Raw genomic sequence first — 18,417 nt, 5'->3', positions numbered from 1 at the left:
TGTTGTTGAAACAACGATTCATGAAAGAAATTCACAAAAGGAGGAGCAAAGTGAAGAAAAAAGAATTGATGAAACGTTTGTCAGCACTTGCTATGTCAGCAATGATGACCGTAACGATGATTCCTTCCAATGCATTTGCAGCGGATATCGAGTTTTCTGATGGCGGACAGGAAGCAATAGAAGTACAGGCAGATGAGGAAGACAATGCGGAGATTTCCATTCAGGACGAGGATACGGACAATGCGGAAGACCTGATGGGAGAGAATTTAACTGTAGAAGATTCTGAGGATGCATCCGTTGATACAGATGTATTTGAAGCAGGAGGAGAGGCAGACTCATTTTCAGCAGATAGTGGAGATATCGCAGCATTTGCGGATGAATCAACTGGTACAGATGAAGCAAAAGCAGCTGCAGCCCAATGGCTTAATGATACCTATCTTACTAACAAGAATAATAAGTTAATCACCAATGGTGGAACCGGTGTTGCCAAGAGTGCAGATGGATTAACTTATACCATAGGTCTCAGAACGAATGGAACCGGAAGTAATCTTACTACTGTGTTTTTCAGAACCTTCAGCAGTCCATACAAGAACGGCTGGTATATTGACAGCGAGGAAGCTGGCGAATGGTTAAATCTTACGACCAAGACAGCAGCGAAGCGAGGAAGTACTCCGATTCTTAAGCGTCCGACGGCAGAAGAAGGTCCAAAGAGTATTAAGGCAACTCTGAGACTGTTTTCTGCAGATACAGATGATTCTGTAATCAACGATGAGGCACAGGCAGCTACAGCAGCTCTTGCAGAGCAGGAATTTACTATCACAATCGAAGCAGCAGAACCAGCTTATACTATGACTGTTAAGGTACAGGATGAAAATGGTACTCCAATCAAGGATGCAAACGTAACATTGGAGAAAGACTGGAATACTGTTTCTTCGAAGGCAGACGGTTCTTATGACATGGAAAAGGGTGCAACTTACACTCTGACTGTCAAGAAAGATGGATATAACGATTACAAAGAAAGCTATTTCACCTTCAATCCGACAGAAGTCAACACCGTAAAAACTGTTACACTGAAGAAGATTGTTACAAGAAACGTCAGATTCAACGTAACAGACAAATCCGGCAACCCGGTCAACGGTGCCACAGTAACCGTCAAAAAAGGCTGGTACGATACCATAAAACCAGAAGCAGACGGAAGTTATAATCTGATTGATGGAACTACTTATAAATATAGCGTAGAAGCTCCAAATTATAAATCCGTTTCAAATCAGGAGTTCACACCGGACAAAGATGGTACGATCGATATTCAGCTTGAGAAGAATATCACCAATTACACCGTAACTATCAAGCCGGTGGATAATGATAGCAAAGCAATTGAGAATGCGACCATCAAGGTGACTTACGAAGAGGAAGATCCATGGGATGAGGATGAACCTGATACTGTAGTACTCAAGGCAAATGAAGATGGAACCTACACCATGCAGAAAGGTGTTACTTACACTTACACTGTGACAGCACCGGATTACAGAGAGGTAACAGATACCTACGCACCGTCAGGCGATGATGAGAATATTTCCTTCAATGTCAAGATGGTATCAAGCATTGATCCGGCAGATGTAGCAACCGTAAATGCTATCAAAGCGAAATTTGATGCAGAGCTGGGATCACTTCGTCCGAATTTTGCAAAAGACAAAAATATCATTGATGTCGTAAAAGCAAAGATCAGTACTTATGACATTGACACAACAGATGTAACCATTTCTGTAAAATCCAGCGAAGATACAGACTGGGTTGATACAGACGGAACGATCCATTACAACAAGGCTCAGACCCCGGATCAGAATAAAATTAATTTTAAAAATGTAAGCGTTGTTTATGTATTTGAAAAAAATGGCGCAAAGGCAGAGACAGAAGCCAGCACAGCAACCATCTGCTGGGACTGTGATTACTTCAATACAAAAATAGAAGCAGACAAGGATAACCTTACCTGGGACAAGATCAAAGGTTCCAATACAGATGCAGCAGAAGTAACTTCAAATCTGACACTTCCACAGTGCCTGAGCGCCAGCGCCATGACAGCATGGTCAAAGATCACATGGACATCTTCAAATAAGGACGTAATCAGTCTCAAAGATACAGGATGGGGATCCCTGATCGATGCCAAAGAGGGCGTGATCAAACCACAGCCGGAAGATACAGAAGTAACTCTGACAGCTACCTTTAATGCAAATGATATTGTGTTGAATTCTTATGTAGAGAAAATATCTGATTTTGCTACTCTGAAAAAAGAATTCAAAGTAACTGTTAAAGGTACCGGGCAGACAGGACCTACAGAAGAAGAACTTCAGGCAATTCTTGATACATATTATACAGCAGATCAGATTAAAAATTTCAATGATCAGAGTCAGATAGCAGATCTTAAGAACTGCACCTATGATCTTCAGCTTCCAAGATACACCAGAATAAAGGATGACAATAACAAATACGTATTCGCTAACAAAGAAATCACAGTAACAACAGACAATGATGCGATTAAGGTGAATGGTTACAGAGCAGCCGTAGACCGTTTTGCAAGCAATGAAGATCTTGCTGTAAATCTTATTGTTACCTTTACCCGTGATAATGTAATCGTAAGCAAGAAAATTCCGGTTACAGTCAAAGCAATCACAGAAGCAGAAGTTCAGGATCAGCTTGACCTGATGACTTATGCAAAAGAACATTACTTTGACGGAATCAACGATAACCTGTATGCAGATAAAGATTCTATCACCGGAAATCTGCATGCATTCCAGGAACTGACAGCAGAGAAAAAATGGATCTACAACAATGCAGATAAGACTGGTACAGGTATTATCCCAGATGAGCAGTTTACAGATTCATGGGAAATGGAAGGTGCAGGATACAACAAATTCAAATCTTCCAATAATGCAGTAGTAGCCCATGAGAACCTTGTTGTTACCAGAAGAGAAACAGACACTCAGATTACAATCTCTTCTGTACTCAGCAGTGAACTTTACAAAGATGCTGCTGCAAAGCATCCGGAAAATACAGTTCTTCAGAAACTTTACAAACAGCCTGTTTCCGTAACTGTTACCATCAAGGGAACCAGACCGGTAACAGAGGGACTTCAGAAACTGATCGATGAAGCACAGACACTTCTGGATGGAATGACAGAAGGAACAGAGGCGGGACAGTATCCGGAAGGAACAAAGTCAACACTTCAGGCGGCAATTAATACAGCAAAAGATGTCCTGAACAAAGAAAATCTTACAGAAAAAGAAGTAAGTGATGCAGCACTGGCACTTCAGGCAGCTATTGATGCAGCCAAAGATGCACAGAATGCAGCTGTTGCAACTGTAACAGTCAGAGTGAATATGGCAGGTGAAGAGGCAAGGCTGAGAACATTTAATGTTACATCTAAAGATGCAGCAGCTTACGGATATGTAAAACCGGATAATATGAGGAATCAGGTAACAGTAGCCGATGCACTTTATGTTCTGCACAAATCGATGTATGGAGATGCATTTGATGAAAATCCGTCTAAATATCTTAACGTAGGATTAAATGGATGGATCAATACTATGTTTGAAAATACTACCGGAAATTTTGGATATTATGTAAATAATACATATCCAGCAGATGAAAATGGCAAGGGGACTGTTGCAAATACAACTGTATTAAAGAGCGGTGATACACTGAGCCTTTGTGTGCTTGCAGATACAACCGGATACACAGACGAGTATATTTACTTTGAAAATGTTCCGGAAGAAATCTGTGCCGGCAAAGAATTTGAAGTAACAGTAAAAGGTCTTTCAATGATGACACCAGTAGAGAATGAAAAGGAGTGCACCGTTGAACTGAAAAATCTTGACACTGATGAAACAGCAGAATTTGTAACAAATGATGAAGGAATTGCTGATGTAAAAGCTGACAAAGCCGGAAAATACCAGCTTACAGTTACAAAGACATCACATAAGTATTATTTTAAACCACTTGCTGAATTTACAGCAAAAGAGCACACCTTCGACGAAGGAAAAGTAACCAAAAAAGCAACCTGTAAAGAAGCAGGAGAAAAGACTTACACCTGTACAGTCTGCAAGACAACAAAGACAGAGTCCATTACCAAGACAAATGACCACAAATATACATGGAAGACAATTGCGAAAGCAACTGTATTTGCACCGGCAAAACAGCAGGGAACATGCTCTGTATGTGGTAAGAAAGTTACAAGAAACTATGGAAAGAAGCTTGCAGCAACAGTTAAGCTGAATGCAACCGGTATCAGACTGCAGTATAAGCACAGCACCAACAAGATCAAAGTCAAAATGGCAAACGGCGATTCCGTGAAGTCCTGGACTTCCAGCAATAAACGAATCGTAACCGTTAACAATAAAGGCGTGATCACAGCCGGTACAATAAGTGGAACAGCTAAGGTTACTGTAACACTCAAGAGCGGCAAGAAGGCAAGCCTGGTTGTAAAAGTACAGCCTACCAAAGTTATAACAACAAAGATTTTCGGCCTGAGATCCAGCGAAACCCTGAAGGTTGGTCAGAAACTGGCACTGAAACCGGTACTTGGACCTGTCACCTCCCAGGATGGAATCACCTATACTTTCTCCAACAGAGATGTAGCAGTTGTAAATCGTAATGGTGTCATCACAGCACGCAACAAAGGAACTGCGAAGATTACCGTAAGATCAGGAAGAGAAACTTTCGTAATTAAAGTAACTGTAAAATAATCATATAATATGCATATAAGCTTCTGTGCCCGTCAGCACAGAAGCTTATATGCGCGGCAGGTCGGGACACAACTCCCGGCCTGTTTTTATATATCAATCTATTATATTAAATATAGAAGATATGAATTTTACATTCCCCACCCATCCTCCTATAATAAGCCTCAAAAGGAGGCTTTATTATGGGCACAATATTCCCAAGAGAAGAAAAGGCGGAGCAGATTTTCGATGAGATACTCAAAAATCCCCGCGCATGCGACCGCCTGAAAAATACTTTTTTTGCTGCAATTCCATCTGCGGAAGAAAGCGAAGGTGCCGGAACCGACATTCCGGGAACAGTTTTTGCAGCAGCTTTATTTAATGCATACGAAAACAAAGATTTATCAGCATTTATGATGGCAGTATGCAATAACAGCGTCTTTGATCTGCTTCGGAATTCCTTTTTGATTCCGATCCGTTTCAATGACAAAGGTGTGGAAAATCCAATCTTATTGACGGATGAAAACGGGGAATTTTTCGATGAATCCGAACTTCACCTCTGGGAGAAAAAATACAAAATGTTCCGCAAATTATTTGAACAGCAGGATGAAATTCCGGATTACCAGATGTATATGGCAGACGGTTTCAGAGAAAATCATTTCTACAGTGAGGAGGGAGAAATTGAGACAAGAAAGATTTCCGAACACAGAGGAATCCTTCTGATGTTTAATTTCCCGGAATCTGTAGAGTTTGAGATCAATGAAGAAAAAATATATAGCATAGTATGGGACGCATTGATGAAATTGCAGGAAGAACTTCCTCGTTCGCTTATGTACTACGGAAAAAGAGACGAACATGGCGTTGAAAAACACACCAGTACACTCGGAATCTTTCTTCCCTTCTGTCATTTTGAACGTGAAATGGAAAAAAATATTGAGCTTGCAAACGGTATCGGACTGGGATGCCGTGAAGCAATTCTGGCGGAAATGAAGGCGCAGGATAAATGATTTTAACAGCTGAAAAATCAGCAGGGATGTGGAAAATATGCGGCAGATGATCAGAAAAAACCACATGGATATTGCGTGGCATGAATATACGGACGAAAATGGAGGGAATATACCTGTTACGCAGGCAAGCCTGACAGAAAAGGCATCCATCATCGGGCGAGTCGGAATCATGCTTTTGTCCTGTGGTACAGGAGCGTGGCGTGTCAGAAGCTCTATGAATACACTTGCGGAAGTGATGAGAATTACCTGTACGGCAGATATTGGGCTGATGTCCATTGAGTATACCTGCTTTGACGGACAGGACGGATTTACACAGTCTCTGTGCCTGACAAATACAGGAGTCAACACTTCAAAGCTGAATCGTCTGGAAAATTTTATCCGTGAATTTGAAATTGATGGAAAAGACATGTCAGGAGAAGAGTTGCATTCTCTTCTGGATGATATCGAAAGGATTCATGGGCTGTACTCTCCGATTGCCCTTGGATTTGCCGCTGCGCTTGCATGCTGCGGATTTACATTTCTCCTCGGCGGAGGACCGGTGGAAATGTTCTGTGCTTTTGTCGGTGCAGGCTTTGGAAACTTTCTTCGCTGCAAACTGACAAAGCATCACTTCACACTTTTCCTTTGCATTGTGTCATCCGTTTCACTGGCATGTCTGGTATATGCAGGATTTCTGAAAATCGGAGAAATGCTGTGGGGTATTTCCATTCAGCATGAGGCGGGGTATATCTGCGCGATGTTATTTATCATTCCGGGCTTTCCGTTTATTACCAGCGGAATTGACCTTGCAAAGCTTGATATGCGCTCTGGGATGGAACGTCTGATGTACGCGCTGATCATCATTCTGGTTGCAACTATGTCAGCGTGGATCATGGCTCTGATCCTGCACCTGAAACCGGTTGACTTTATCAAGATGTCCATGCCGGTGGAAATGTGGATTCTGTTCCGCCTTATGGCAAGCTTTTGTGGCGTGTTTGGATTCTCCATCATGTTTAACAGTCCGGCGCGCCTTGCAACGATGGCAGCCCTGATCGGTGCAGTTGCAAATACACTTCGTCTCGAACTTGTGGATCTGGCAGGAATGCCACCGGCAGTGGCTGCGTTTATCGGCGCACTGACTGCGGGGATTTTTGCTTCTCTGATAAAAAACAAAGCAGGTTACCCGAGAATCTCCCTGACGGTTCCTTCTATTGTAATTATGGTTCCGGGACTTTATCTGTACCGTGGAATTTATAATCTGGGTATGATGTCACTTTCTGTTGCGGCATCGTGGTTTGCAGCAGCAATCCTGATCATCGCAGCACTGCCGCTCGGACTGATTTTTGCAAGGATACTGACCGACAAAACCTTCCGTTACTGTACCTGATAAAAGTCGAAGCCGTATGGGTAGAATTAGTGACATCCGGCACAGAATGTCCTATAGACGAACAGCCCAAAAGACGGTATACTGTTCCTTAGATATCCACTGGGCGAAAGGAGCGGAAACCAATGTGGGAAAAAATCAATAACTTTTTAAAAGGTCAGATCGTGACTTCTCTGATCTATATTGTTCTTGGCATATGTCTCGTATTTATGCCGGTTAATATGATCAATGTCATCTGTAAATTTGTGTTTGGAATCCTTTTGATTCTGGTCGGATTGTATCACATCCTGATCTATGTTGCCGAGAAATTAAATTCAACGATCTTCGATCTGTTTTCCGGCGGTATCCTGATGGTACTCGGAATTTTCCTTTTTATGAATCCACAGATCGTGGTTAAACTTCTCCCGATTTTACTCGGTACATTTATTCTGGTTGACAGCATCTGGACACTCAAGGGCAGCTTCAAACTCAAGAAACGTGGAGTCGATACATGGAGATTCCTTTTGTTTGGAAGCCTGATTTTTATTGCGCTTGGTATTTCACTTGTGGTCAATCCGTTTACGATGGTAAAATACACAGTAATTTTTGCAGGATGGATTTTCCTGTGCAACGGAATCATTGATCTGATCTATCTGGTTCTTCTGAAAAAAGGTCTCAAAGAGCTGAAACAGGATGTAGAAGCAGTAGACGCAGATGGAAAAATCCTGTCTGACGGAACAGACAGTGATGTGGATGGCATGAATGCGGAGGATTTTGTACAGGAAGAGAAAGACATTCAGCCTGAACCGGAGTACGCACCGTGGAGCTCCCGTAAGAAGAAAGACGCACCGGAGGAAGTGCATGACTTCGCAGATACTGCAGAGAACGCAGCAGCAGAAGAAAAGCATGTCGAAGAAGTGGACATTTCCCGAATGGAGGAATCACTTGATGATGTGCAGATAAGTGAAGAAGAGGTATCGTCAGGTGAAACGGAGCATTCTTTCTCTGAGACAGAAGGTGACATTCCGCCAGCCGGCAGAGGCGCTTATACTGTATCTCAGCCGACGATCACCGACGAAGATCTTTCCGATATGAAAGACGAGAGCCTTCTGGATGTGATTTCCCGCAAACGCAAAGACAGTAGGAAAGAAAATGAATAGTAGAAAATAAATAGAATCAAGTCATTCCGATGGAGCATGGTGACTTAGTGTTACGGTACTCGTACTAAGGTCATCAGAAAATTGCCTGAAGAGTGACTTGGTTTTTTATATGTTGTAAATAGAACAACCAAAATTTTGCAATCGGATGACTCAGTAGGAACTATCTGAAATAAGAGCAAACCAATTTTGTCGAAAATGGATGACCTGGAGAAAAGTAAATCCTAATTCCATCAACCGACACCCCGAGAATGGTGACTTGATTGAAAAATTTTATATATCAAAATTGAAAAATGAACATAAATCTTGATTTTTTATCATGGTATAAAAAATCAACAAAAACTATAATAAAACCAGCTTAAGAAAGAACAAACCTTACAAGAAAAGGAGAGGACAATCACTATGAAAATGAAAAAAGTTACAGCAATGGGTATGGCAGCTTTAATGGCAGCAACAATGATTCCGTCAGTACCGGTTATGGCAGACGGTGGCGGAAAGGTTTATTATCTGAACTTCAAACCGGAAGCAGATGAAGCATGGCAGAACCTGGCAAAAGCTTACACAGAAGAAACAGGAACAGAAGTAACTGTTGTAACTGCAGCATCAGGACAGTATGAGACAACACTTCAGTCTGAAATGGCTAAAAGCGATGCACCGACACTGTTCCAGGTAAACGGACCGGTTGGACTTAAGAGCTGGAAAGATTACTGCTATGATCTGAAAGATGCAGAAATCACAAAAGGTCTTACATCTGATACATACGAACTGAAAGACGGAGATGCAGTAGATGGTATCGCATACGTAATCGAATCCTATGGTCTTATTACAAACAAGACTTTACTTGAAAAAGCAGGCTATTCACTGGACGACATCAAGAGCTATGATGATCTGAAGAAAGTAGCTGATGACATTCAGGCAAGAAAAGACGAACTCGGAGTAAAAGGTGCTTTCACATCAGCAGGTATGGACGGCTCCTCTGACTGGAGATTCAAAACACATCTTGCAAACCTTCCGATTTACTATGAATACAAAGAAGACGGAATCGATGATACAGAGGCAATCAAAGGAACATATCTTGACAACTACAAGAACCTGTTTGACCTGTACATCACAGATTCTACCTGTGACGGAGCTGAACTTTCTGCAAAGACAGCAGATGACTCCAGAAACGAATTTGTAAACGGCGAAGCAGTATTCTATCAGAATGGTACATGGGAATATGCAGAACTGTCCAAAACATACGGTGATGATGAAATGGCAATGATCCCGATCTACTTTGGTGTAGATGATGAGAACGAGGGACTTGCAACAGGTACAGAGAACTACTGGTGCGTAAACAAGAATGCATCTGAAGAAGACATTCAGGCAACTCTGGATTTCATGAACTGGTGTGTAACCTCTGAAACAGGAACAAAATCCATGGCAGATGATATGGGATTCACACTTCCTTTCAAAACAGCACAGGAGTCTACAAACGTATTTGTAAAAGAGGATGCTGAGTACACAGAAGCAGGTCTTACACCTGTATCATGGAACTTCACAACAATGCCGTCTGAAGAGTGGAAAAACGGTCTTGGAACAGCTCTTACCGCATATGCAGCAGGCACTGGTTCCTGGGATGATGTTGTAAGTGCATTCGTTGATGGATGGGCTACAGAAAAAGCTCTTTCTGAATAATTTGATTTTGAAAATAACATGTAATTAGCAGGAGGAGGCAGAATTTCTTGCCTCCTTCTGTCAGTCATAAAACCGTAATAATTATTTTTGCGGAACAGGGAAGAGGAGATTCATCATGGTAGGAAGAACAATCAAAAAGTGGTGGCCGATTTTTGTACTGCCAACCTTTGCGGCATTCGTAATTGGTTTTCTTTGGCCTTTCATCTGGGGCATTTATCTTTCATTCTGTAAGTTTACCACTGTACAGGATGTGACATTTGTAGGATTTTCGAACTATTCCAAGATTTTACTGGATAATACTTTCAGCCATTCCTTCTGGCTGACGGTTGTATTTGCATTCGTATCCAGTATTCTGATCAACGTACTGGCATTCTTTATTGCACTGGCACTGACAAAAGGATACAAAGGAACAAATGCTTTCCGTACAGTATTCTTTATGCCGAACCTGATTGGTGGTATCGTACTTGGATACATCTGGCAGACTCTGTTAAATGGTCTTCTGTCCAAATGGGGACAGCCGCTGCTTTCACTTTCCGCGAGAAATGGATTTATCGGTATGCTGATTCTTCTGATGTGGCAGCAGATCGGATATATGATGATCATTTACATTGCCGGTCTGAACAACGTATCTCCGGATTTGGTCGAAGCTGCTCAGATCGACGGCGCGACAAGCAGACAGATCTTATTTAAGATCAAACTTCCGATGATCATGCCGTCTGTTACAATCTGTACATTCCTGACACTGACAAATGGATTCAAGATGTTCGACCAGAACCTCTCACTGACCGGTGGTGATCCGGGAAAACAGTCCCAGTTACTGGCACTCAATATTTACGATACATTCTATGCAAGAAGCGGACCACAGTGGAAGGGTATCGGCCAGGCAAAAGCCGTTGTATTCTTTATTCTAGTTGTAGTGATCGCGCTGATCCAGCTTCGGGCTACATCATCTAAGGAGGTTCAGCAGTAATGGAAAATAAGAAGAAAAGTCCTGTTGCGACAATTATACTGACAATTATCTGCATCCTCTGGATGTATCCGATCGTACTGATTCTGATCAACTCACTGAAAAAAGAGACGGCAATTACAACCGCAGGTGTATTCGGTCTTCCAACAAGTGAAACCTGGAACGGCATTGCAAACTTTGTGGCAAGTGTTACACAGATGGATTTTCTCAAATCTTTCTGGTACAGTCTTGTGATCTCAGTCATGTCCGTTGTTCTGATCATGCTGTGCTGCTCTATGGCGGCCTGGTATATTGTTCGTGTAAACGGAGCATTATCCAAGGTTTTCTATTACCTCTGTGTATTCAGTATGGTAGTACCGTTCCAGATGGTTATGTTTACACTGGCAAAAACAGCAGATACCTTACATCTTAACAATCCGTACAACATCTGCATCATCTATCTTGGATTTGGTGCAGGGCTGGCAGTATTTATGTTTACCGGATTTGTAAAAGGTATTCCGCTTGAAATCGAAGAGGCAGCTCTGATCGATGGATGCAGTCCGCTGCAGGTTTATTTCAAAGTGCTTGTCCCAATTCTGAAACCAACGATTATTTCTACGGCAATCCTTGAACTGATGTGGGTATGGAACGATTATCTTCTGCCGACACTGGTTCTGGATATTAAGAAATATCGTACGATTCCGATGGCAGTCCAGTATTTCCGCGGAAGCTATGGACATGTACAGATGGGACCAATGATGGCAAGTATCATGATCGATATCATTCCGATCATCATCGTATACCTTGTATGCCAGAAATATATTATTGAAGGTGTTGTAGCCGGTGCCGTAAAAGGCTGATGCGAGCTACAAAATACATTTACAAAAAAAGTCTCCGGGAAGATATTCTTTCCGGGGACTTCATGCTATACTGAATCTAAACTAACAAAACAGGAGTATGAAAATGACAAATGTTCTGATCGTAGACGATGAAAAAATTGAAAGAGAAGGTCTCAAATACCTTTTGTCCAGAGAAGAAGGGGAACGAAAAGTATTTGAAGCTTCGAATGGCAAACAGGCACTGCAGATTATCCGTACAGAGGATATTCAACTTATTCTGACTGATATCAAGATGCCGCATATGGATGGACTGGAGTTATCGAGACGTGCCAAAGAAGAAAATCCGGCATTACAGATCGTGATCTTCAGCGGTTACAGTGATTTCAGCTTTGCACAGGAAGCAATCCGTTACGGAGTGACAGAATATATTCTGAAGCCGGTTAATCCGGAAGATTTCCACAAAGTGATCCAGAAGGCCGAGAAAGAGATTGACCGCCGGAAGAAAAAAGAAAGCCAGGAGATTAAGGGGAAAAATTTCCTGCAGCAGTATTTTCTCCAGAACTATCTTTATTCCGGAAAGACAGAAACACTGGAAAAAGCAAAGGATATGATCGACCTTGACAAATGGAACGGCTGGCATTGCGGAATCCTGATCGAGTCTGATGTGGCTTTTTTTGATACGGCAGAAGAAAACCTCGAGAATGAAATTCAGAAAGAACTGCGGAGGGTCTACTTTTATCTGAATCTGAATGCGAGACAGTCACTGCTTCTGTTTCAGGATGTTTACTGTGATTATCAGCTTGTTGCAAATCATCTTTATAACTATATGAAGCGAAAGTACAGGGACAGTTTTTATCTGGCAGTCAGCAGGAAGTTTGAGGGCTGTGAATGTCTGCCGGAGATTTTGGAACAGCTGGAACAGCAGATGGAAGAAAAATTCTATCATCCGGAAAAACATGTTTTTTCAAATGAGGATGATGTATTGAAATTATCTGTGGGCGAGGTGCAGGATTCGCAGATCATGCAGATGATCTCAGAGGATATCACACGTAAAGATACAGAGCAGTTGCGCAGACATTTCGAATGCCTCAAAGAAAAATATCACGACAACACGCAGTATTCTGCAATGTATATCAAATTTGTATTTTCCAATGTCATTCAGGAACTTTTTCAGGAAAACCAGTTTTCAGGGGAGCGCCGCCTGGAACAGGAAGTAGAAAGACTGTACAAGTGCAAAAATATTATGGAAATCCTTGCAGTGACCGAAGATAACATCAAAGAGTACGAGGCTTTTCTGGAACGTTCTATGAGCACATCAAGGAATGAAGTGGCAACAGTCAAGAACTATATCTATCAGCATTATGAAGAAGATCTGAATCTGGAAATGCTGGCTGAGAAAGTTTATCTGTCGTCCGGATACCTGAGCTTTATTTTTAAGAAAGAGACAGGCATGAATCTGAACCGATACATTCGTGTGTTCCGCATGGAAAAAGCAAAAGAGCTTCTATGCAGTACCAATATGAAGGTGGCTCAGATCAGCGAACGCGTAGGATTTGCAAATGTTTCTTATTTCTGCAGGAGTTTTCGTGAATATTACGGAAGCAGTCCGGAGTCATACAGGAAAGGAACCGGAGAGGATGAACAGACTTCGTAAGATATTCAAAAATATGAAATACCGCCACAAGCTGACGATTCTTCTTGTCGTGACGAGCCTGGTGCCGATGACGGTGCTTGCACTGTACAGTCACAGCCGTCAGAGTACGATGGTACGAAGTAGTGAACTGGAAGATATGCAGTCAATTATGGAGCAGACCAAAGAGAGTATCGACAGCCAGACCGCAGTATATGCGAGTCTTCTGAACTATCTGACGTACTCGCCGGATATTGAAGAGATCATTAAAGAAAAAAATATCGATAATTATACTGCTTACGAGAAGTATACGGAGATTGCAGATCCGCTTTTGTCCGTACCGAAATCTTATCACGATGCGATCAACCGGATTCAGCTTTTTGCCGACAGTATTCAGGTCGAACATGAATATACACTTGTTCCACTTGACAAAATGCAGGAAGAGTGGTGGAGTGAAGGGCTGAAAGATGATGTACGGATTCAGTGGAAAGTAGATCGGACGAGGGGAGAAGTTGTAGCTGTACGTATGATCTATGCCCAGCAGAAGTTGAATGCGGTTCTCTGTATTTCGTTGGATTATGATAAGATATTTCAGCCGCTGACGAATATTCTGACCGATGAAAATGGTGGAATTATAGCGGATCAAGATGGCAATGTGCTGTATAACAAAACCGGCTTGAAAGAACTTAAGTTGTCCGACGATAACAAAAAGGATACTTCGCAGACTGCGGACAAACTGCTTAGTAAAATCAGTCAGACATGTACCTGGACGCAAACCGAAAGTGAGGAAAATGACTGGGTATTTTACTTTTACAAAAGTCAGGATGCGATCTCGGGGTCTGTAAGGAGAATTCTTCTTGAGGAGATTCCGCTGATTATTGCCTGTGGTTTTATTATTTTGTTTCTGGGACTTTCTTTTTCAAGAATTTTTACACGAAAGATTGAAGAACTTACAAAAAATATGGATCAGGTCAATCATGGAAGCCGTGAAGTTACGGTAAGCAGCGATTCTGAAGATGAAGTTGGTATCCTGATTAATAGTTTCCACAATATGATGGATGAGATCAACCGTTTGATTGATGAAGTGTATGTAAATAAGATTGCACTCAAAGAATATGAGTTGAAAGCACTGCAGGCGCAGATTAATCCACATTTCCTGTATAATACACTTTCAATGATGAACTGGATGGCAATCCGCAGCAATCAGATGGAAATCAGCAAGGTGACACTTGCCTTGTCGACATTTTACCGTACAGCACTCAGCAAAGGTGAGGACGTAGTTACGGTTGAGAATTGTATTCAGAATATGCAGGCATATCTTGAAATCCAGCTTACTATGCACGATAACAATTTTACAGTGGACTGGGATATTGATCCGACAATCAAAAATGAAAAAATGCCGAAACTGCTCCTGCAGCCGGTTGTTGAAAATGCGATTGAGCATGGCATTGATGAAAAAGAAGACGGAGACAAAAAAATCTTCCTGTCTTTCCGGGGGAATGGTGATGATGTAGTAATCACAGTCCGGGATAATGGAATGGGAATGCCGCAGGAAAAAGCAGAGACGCTTGTAACTTATCAGGCAAAAGGCTATGGACTTAAAAACGTCAATGACCGCATCCGGATTTTATATGGAGAAAATTATGGAATAAGGATTTTCAGTGCACCGGATGAGGGGACGACAGTTATGATGAGATTTCCGAAGGAGGGCAGGAAAGATGAAGTATAAAAAAATAACAGCACTGATACTTTCCTGCGCTTTTGCATTGAGTGGATGTGGTGGTGCAGGTCGGCAGGACAAAAGGCAGACGCAGGAAACGCAGAGTGCAGATGCTGCCGAGGACACAGAAGCATGGCAAAAAGCAGAAGAGAGTCCATATGCAGCATATCCTGAACTGGTGACCTATACACTTGGTCAGATGAGTGGGGTAAACAATTCAAACCTCCCGGATGGAAACACCTACGAAGATAATGTCTATACGAGATATCTTCGGAAGATGTTGAATATCCAGAACGACAACGTATATATGGAACGGGAAGACCGTTATGATGAGTTTATCAATATTCTGGTAAAAGACCAGACACTGCCAGATGTACTTGTTGTTTCTGACAGAGAGACACTTAAAGAACTGGTAGAAAATGATCTTGTAGAGGACCTGTCGGATGTCTATGAAAGCTGTACAACGACAAGAATCAAGGAGATGTTCGAGAGTTATGGCAGTGACCTTCTGGATGCGGGGAAGTTCAACGGAAAGCTGATGGCAATCCCGGAAACTGTGATCGATCATGGTCCGAGACTTCTATGGCTTCGAAAAGACTGGATGGATGAACTTGGGCTTGACGAACCGAAGACACTGGACGATGCCTTTGAAATTATCGAAGCATTTGTGGAAAACGGGATGGGAACAGAAGAGGGTGAAGATCCGGTGGGGCTGGTATGCGACACAGATCTTGTCGGAAGTACCAGCTCCAGTTATTCGGTAGAGCCGGTGTTTGACAGGTATCATGCGAGTCCGCAACGCTGGGTAAATCAAAATGGTGAGATTGTATATGGTTCCGTGACACAGCAGACCCAAAATGCATTGAGCTATCTTCATGAGTTATATGAAAGAGGTGTCATTGATCAAAATTTTGCACTGCGTGCCCAGAACAATCTGCGTGATCTTGTGGTAAGTGGAAAATGTGGAGCCTTTTTCGGACTATGGTGGACACCGAATAATCCGTTGATGGATGTATATGAAAAAGATAAAAATGCAGACTGGGAACCATACTATCTGCAGCAGCCGGAACATGATAATGCGTATGCTTCTTTTCGTGATAATAAATATGTGGTTGTGCGTAAGGGATATAAGCATCCGGAAATTGTGATGAAAATCATCAGTGTATTGTTTGATTATACAAGATATGAAGCAGAAGATGCAGATGACGTCAATGAATATTCTGCGTTGAATGTAGAGCCGACAGCAAGACCACTGGTCATCAATGTCGATTATAATGAAGCAACATTTCAGATTACAAAGGATATACGTGCGGTTCAGAATGGTACAGACAAAAAAGAAAGTTTATGGGGCTTAGAAAAATCTTACTATGTCGCATGTGAGAATTATCTTCACGGCAAATCATCGACTCCGGAAGACTGGGCTGCCTACAAATCAAGAATTTCCGCAGTGGGACTCCTTATAGATGGCGGCTATCAGTCACAGGCGCAGAAGTATCTGGACGATGCAGATGGTGAGTTGCCGAAATCTCTGCAGCAGCTTGAAAAAGATTCGTTCATCCAGATCATTATGGGTGTGAAGCCGGTTTCTTATTTTGATACGTTTGTAAAAGAATGGTATGAGCAGGGTGGTGAGGAGCTGACGGAACAGATCCGTCGCTCCAACCCCGGTGAGTGATTTTCTGAATGTATCGGGTCACTTATTTTCCCAGATGCCAGATATCCTGATCGTATTCGGCAATCGTTCTGTCTGATGAGAAGAATCCTGCTTCTGCAATATTGATCAGTGTTCTGCGGCTCCAGTCTTCCGGGTTGACTGCATAGTCTTTCATCGCCTGTTCTTTGCGAACCACATAAGCGTTGAAATCCGGAAGAGTCTGGAACCAGTCTTTATTGGTCAATTCATGCTGAAGTCGTTTCAGATGTTCTTCGTCGCCATATTTCAACATTTCCTCACTTGTGAGGAAGTCGATAGCACGGCGCAGATTCGGATCAGCTTCATACCAGTCACGGGCACAGTAATCGGCAGCAGCATAGTGGTGGATGACCTGTTTACTGCTCTGACCGAAGATGTAGATGTTGTCATTTCCGACTGCTTCTGCGATTTCGACATTGGCGCCATCCATAGTTCCGAGTGTCAGTGCGCCATTCAGCATAAATTTCATATTTCCGGTTCCGGATGCCTCCTTGGAAGCAAGACTGATCTGCTCGGAAAGGTCGCATGCCGGAATCATTTTTTCTGCGGCAGATACATTATAGTTCTCAACAAATGCAAGCTGAAGCCATCTGGAGACCTGCGGATCTTCGCTGATTACCTGAGACAGAGTCAGAAGACCGTGGATGATATCTTTTGCAATGATATAAGCAGGTGCTGCTTTGGCACCGAAAATGCTGACAAGTGGGGTGGCAGGCACATGACCGGCTTTGATCTCCAGATATTCGTGAATCAGGAATAAAAGATTCAGCTGCTGGCGTTTGTATTCGTGAAGTCGTTTTGACTGGATAGAAAACATTGCATCTGTGTTCAGCTGGATGCCCTGTTTGTCAGCGAGCCATGCTGCAAGCTGTTTTTTATTATCTTTTTTGATTGTGCGGATTTTGGACAGTACCTCGGTATCATTGGTATAAGCAAGGAGTTTTTTGAGTTCAGAGGCATCTTTTTTGAATCCGTCTCCGATCAGGTTTTCAATTTCACTGGTTAATGTAGGGTTGCATTTCAAAAGCCAGCGTCGGAAAGTGATACCGTTTGTTTTGTTGTTGAATTTTTCAGGATACATCTGATAAAATCCGGCGAGTTCACTTTCTTTCAGAATCTGAGTGTGCAGTGTGGCAACACCATTTGTGGAATGGGAAAAATGAATATCCATATGTGCCATGTGTACAACCTGATTCTGGTCAATGATAGCAAGTGTGGCATTATCAGTACGTGTTTTTGCAATTGCATCCAGCTTTTCGATAATAGGCATAAGCTGCGGTACAACGGTGTCAAGATAATGACGCGGCCATTTTTCAAGTGCTTCTGCTAAAATTGTGTGGTTTGTATACGCGCAGGTGTCAGTAACAATCTGAACAGCTTCTTCAAATTCGATTCCATGCAGTCCGAGAAGACGGATGAGTTCCGGAATTACCATGCTCGGATGAGTATCGTTGATCTGGATTGCCGCATAATCTGCGAGATCGTGCAGATTACAGCCTCGGGTCATGCATTCATCAAGAATCAGCTGTGCACCAGCAGAAACCATAAAGTACTGCTGATAGATGCGGAGCAGACGACCATCTTCATCGGAATCATCCGGATAAAGAAACAGAGTCAGGTTTTTGGCAATATCTTTTTTGTCAAAAGAGATACCGTCACCGATCACAGACTCATCGACAGTATCGAGATCA

General features: G+C 42.4%; 11 protein-coding genes (1 of these 11 running past the window's edge). 10 read left to right on the top strand and 1 reads right to left on the bottom strand.

Going from position 1 to position 18,417, the window contains the following annotated elements; all coding sequences use genetic code 11:
* Positions 1-50: 50 nt before the first annotated feature.
* From BQ7344_RS04490 to BQ7344_RS04445, 10 genes are all read left to right on the top strand, one after another.
* Positions 51-4,739: a carboxypeptidase regulatory-like domain-containing protein gene (locus BQ7344_RS04490; RefSeq protein ID WP_072521592.1), complete on the top strand. Its 4,689-nt coding sequence runs from the start codon at positions 51-53 to the stop codon at positions 4,737-4,739.
* Positions 4,740-4,918: 179 nt separating this feature from the next.
* Positions 4,919-5,722 (top strand): DUF4866 family protein, encoded by an 804-nt coding sequence (locus BQ7344_RS04485; RefSeq protein ID WP_072521591.1) that lies wholly within the window; start codon positions 4,919-4,921, stop codon positions 5,720-5,722.
* Positions 5,723-5,759: 37 nt separating this feature from the next.
* Entirely contained in the window at positions 5,760-7,088 is a 1,329-nt protein-coding gene (locus BQ7344_RS04480; RefSeq protein ID WP_072521590.1) for a threonine/serine exporter family protein, read from the top strand.
* Between the two features lie 122 nt (positions 7,089-7,210).
* The gene (locus BQ7344_RS04475) at positions 7,211-8,224 is read left to right on the top strand and encodes an HdeD family acid-resistance protein (RefSeq protein ID WP_072521589.1); all 1,014 of its coding nucleotides are present in this window, start codon (positions 7,211-7,213) and stop codon (positions 8,222-8,224) included.
* A 399-nt stretch (positions 8,225-8,623) separates the two neighbouring features.
* Positions 8,624-9,898 carry an ABC transporter substrate-binding protein gene (locus BQ7344_RS04470; protein ID WP_015542388.1) on the top strand — a complete coding sequence of 425 codons (1,275 nt, stop codon included), beginning with the start codon at positions 8,624-8,626 and terminating at the stop codon, positions 9,896-9,898.
* Positions 9,899-10,013: 115 nt separating this feature from the next.
* Positions 10,014-10,868: a carbohydrate ABC transporter permease gene (locus BQ7344_RS04465; protein ID WP_015542389.1), complete on the top strand. Its 855-nt coding sequence runs from the start codon at positions 10,014-10,016 to the stop codon at positions 10,866-10,868.
* Positions 10,868-11,704: a carbohydrate ABC transporter permease gene (locus BQ7344_RS04460; RefSeq protein WP_072521588.1), complete on the top strand. Its 837-nt coding sequence runs from the start codon at positions 10,868-10,870 to the stop codon at positions 11,702-11,704. The genes BQ7344_RS04465 and BQ7344_RS04460 overlap by 1 nt, the downstream gene beginning before the upstream one ends.
* Before the next feature lie 97 nt (positions 11,705-11,801).
* Entirely contained in the window at positions 11,802-13,337 is a 1,536-nt protein-coding gene (locus BQ7344_RS04455) for a response regulator transcription factor (protein WP_235816039.1), read from the top strand.
* Complete coding sequence (locus BQ7344_RS04450; RefSeq protein ID WP_235816038.1) at positions 13,270-15,042, top strand: sensor histidine kinase; 1,773 nt, start codon at positions 13,270-13,272, stop codon at positions 15,040-15,042. Before BQ7344_RS04455 ends, BQ7344_RS04450 begins: the two co-directional genes overlap by 68 nt.
* The gene (locus BQ7344_RS04445) at positions 15,032-16,708 is read left to right on the top strand and encodes an extracellular solute-binding protein (RefSeq protein ID WP_072521585.1); all 1,677 of its coding nucleotides are present in this window, start codon (positions 15,032-15,034) and stop codon (positions 16,706-16,708) included. The genes BQ7344_RS04450 and BQ7344_RS04445 overlap by 11 nt, the downstream gene beginning before the upstream one ends.
* A gap of 22 nt (positions 16,709-16,730) precedes the next feature.
* On the opposite strand, the gene BQ7344_RS04440 is transcribed toward BQ7344_RS04445, so the two are convergent.
* Positions 16,731-18,417: the 3' portion of a glycogen/starch/alpha-glucan phosphorylase gene (locus tag BQ7344_RS04440; protein WP_083585483.1), read on the bottom strand. The gene runs 581 nt beyond the window's last position; 1,687 of the gene's 2,268 nt are visible here — the last part of the coding sequence; its start codon lies off the right edge, out of view; it ends in the stop codon at positions 16,731-16,733.

It is taken from the genome of Blautia sp. Marseille-P3087 (assembly GCF_900120195.1).
Taxonomy (GTDB): Bacteria; Bacillota; Clostridia; order Lachnospirales; family Lachnospiraceae; genus Blautia_A.
This window is presented reverse-complemented; position numbering and strand designations above follow the sequence as displayed.

Coding starts and splice junctions, on each gene's coding strand:
- BQ7344_RS04485 (WP_072521591.1), top strand. CDS start 4,919: ATGGGCACAATATTCCCAAGAGAAGAAAAGGCGGAGCAGATTTTCGAT.
- BQ7344_RS04480 (WP_072521590.1), top strand. CDS start 5,760: ATGCGGCAGATGATCAGAAAAAACCACATGGATATTGCGTGGCATGAA.
- BQ7344_RS04475 (WP_072521589.1), top strand. CDS start 7,211: ATGTGGGAAAAAATCAATAACTTTTTAAAAGGTCAGATCGTGACTTCT.
- BQ7344_RS04470 (WP_015542388.1), top strand. CDS start 8,624: ATGAAAATGAAAAAAGTTACAGCAATGGGTATGGCAGCTTTAATGGCA.
- BQ7344_RS04465 (WP_015542389.1), top strand. CDS start 10,014: ATGGTAGGAAGAACAATCAAAAAGTGGTGGCCGATTTTTGTACTGCCA.
- BQ7344_RS04460 (WP_072521588.1), top strand. CDS start 10,868: ATGGAAAATAAGAAGAAAAGTCCTGTTGCGACAATTATACTGACAATT.
- BQ7344_RS04455 (WP_235816039.1), top strand. CDS start 11,802: ATGAAAATGACAAATGTTCTGATCGTAGACGATGAAAAAATTGAAAGA.
- BQ7344_RS04445 (WP_072521585.1), top strand. CDS start 15,032: ATGAAGTATAAAAAAATAACAGCACTGATACTTTCCTGCGCTTTTGCA.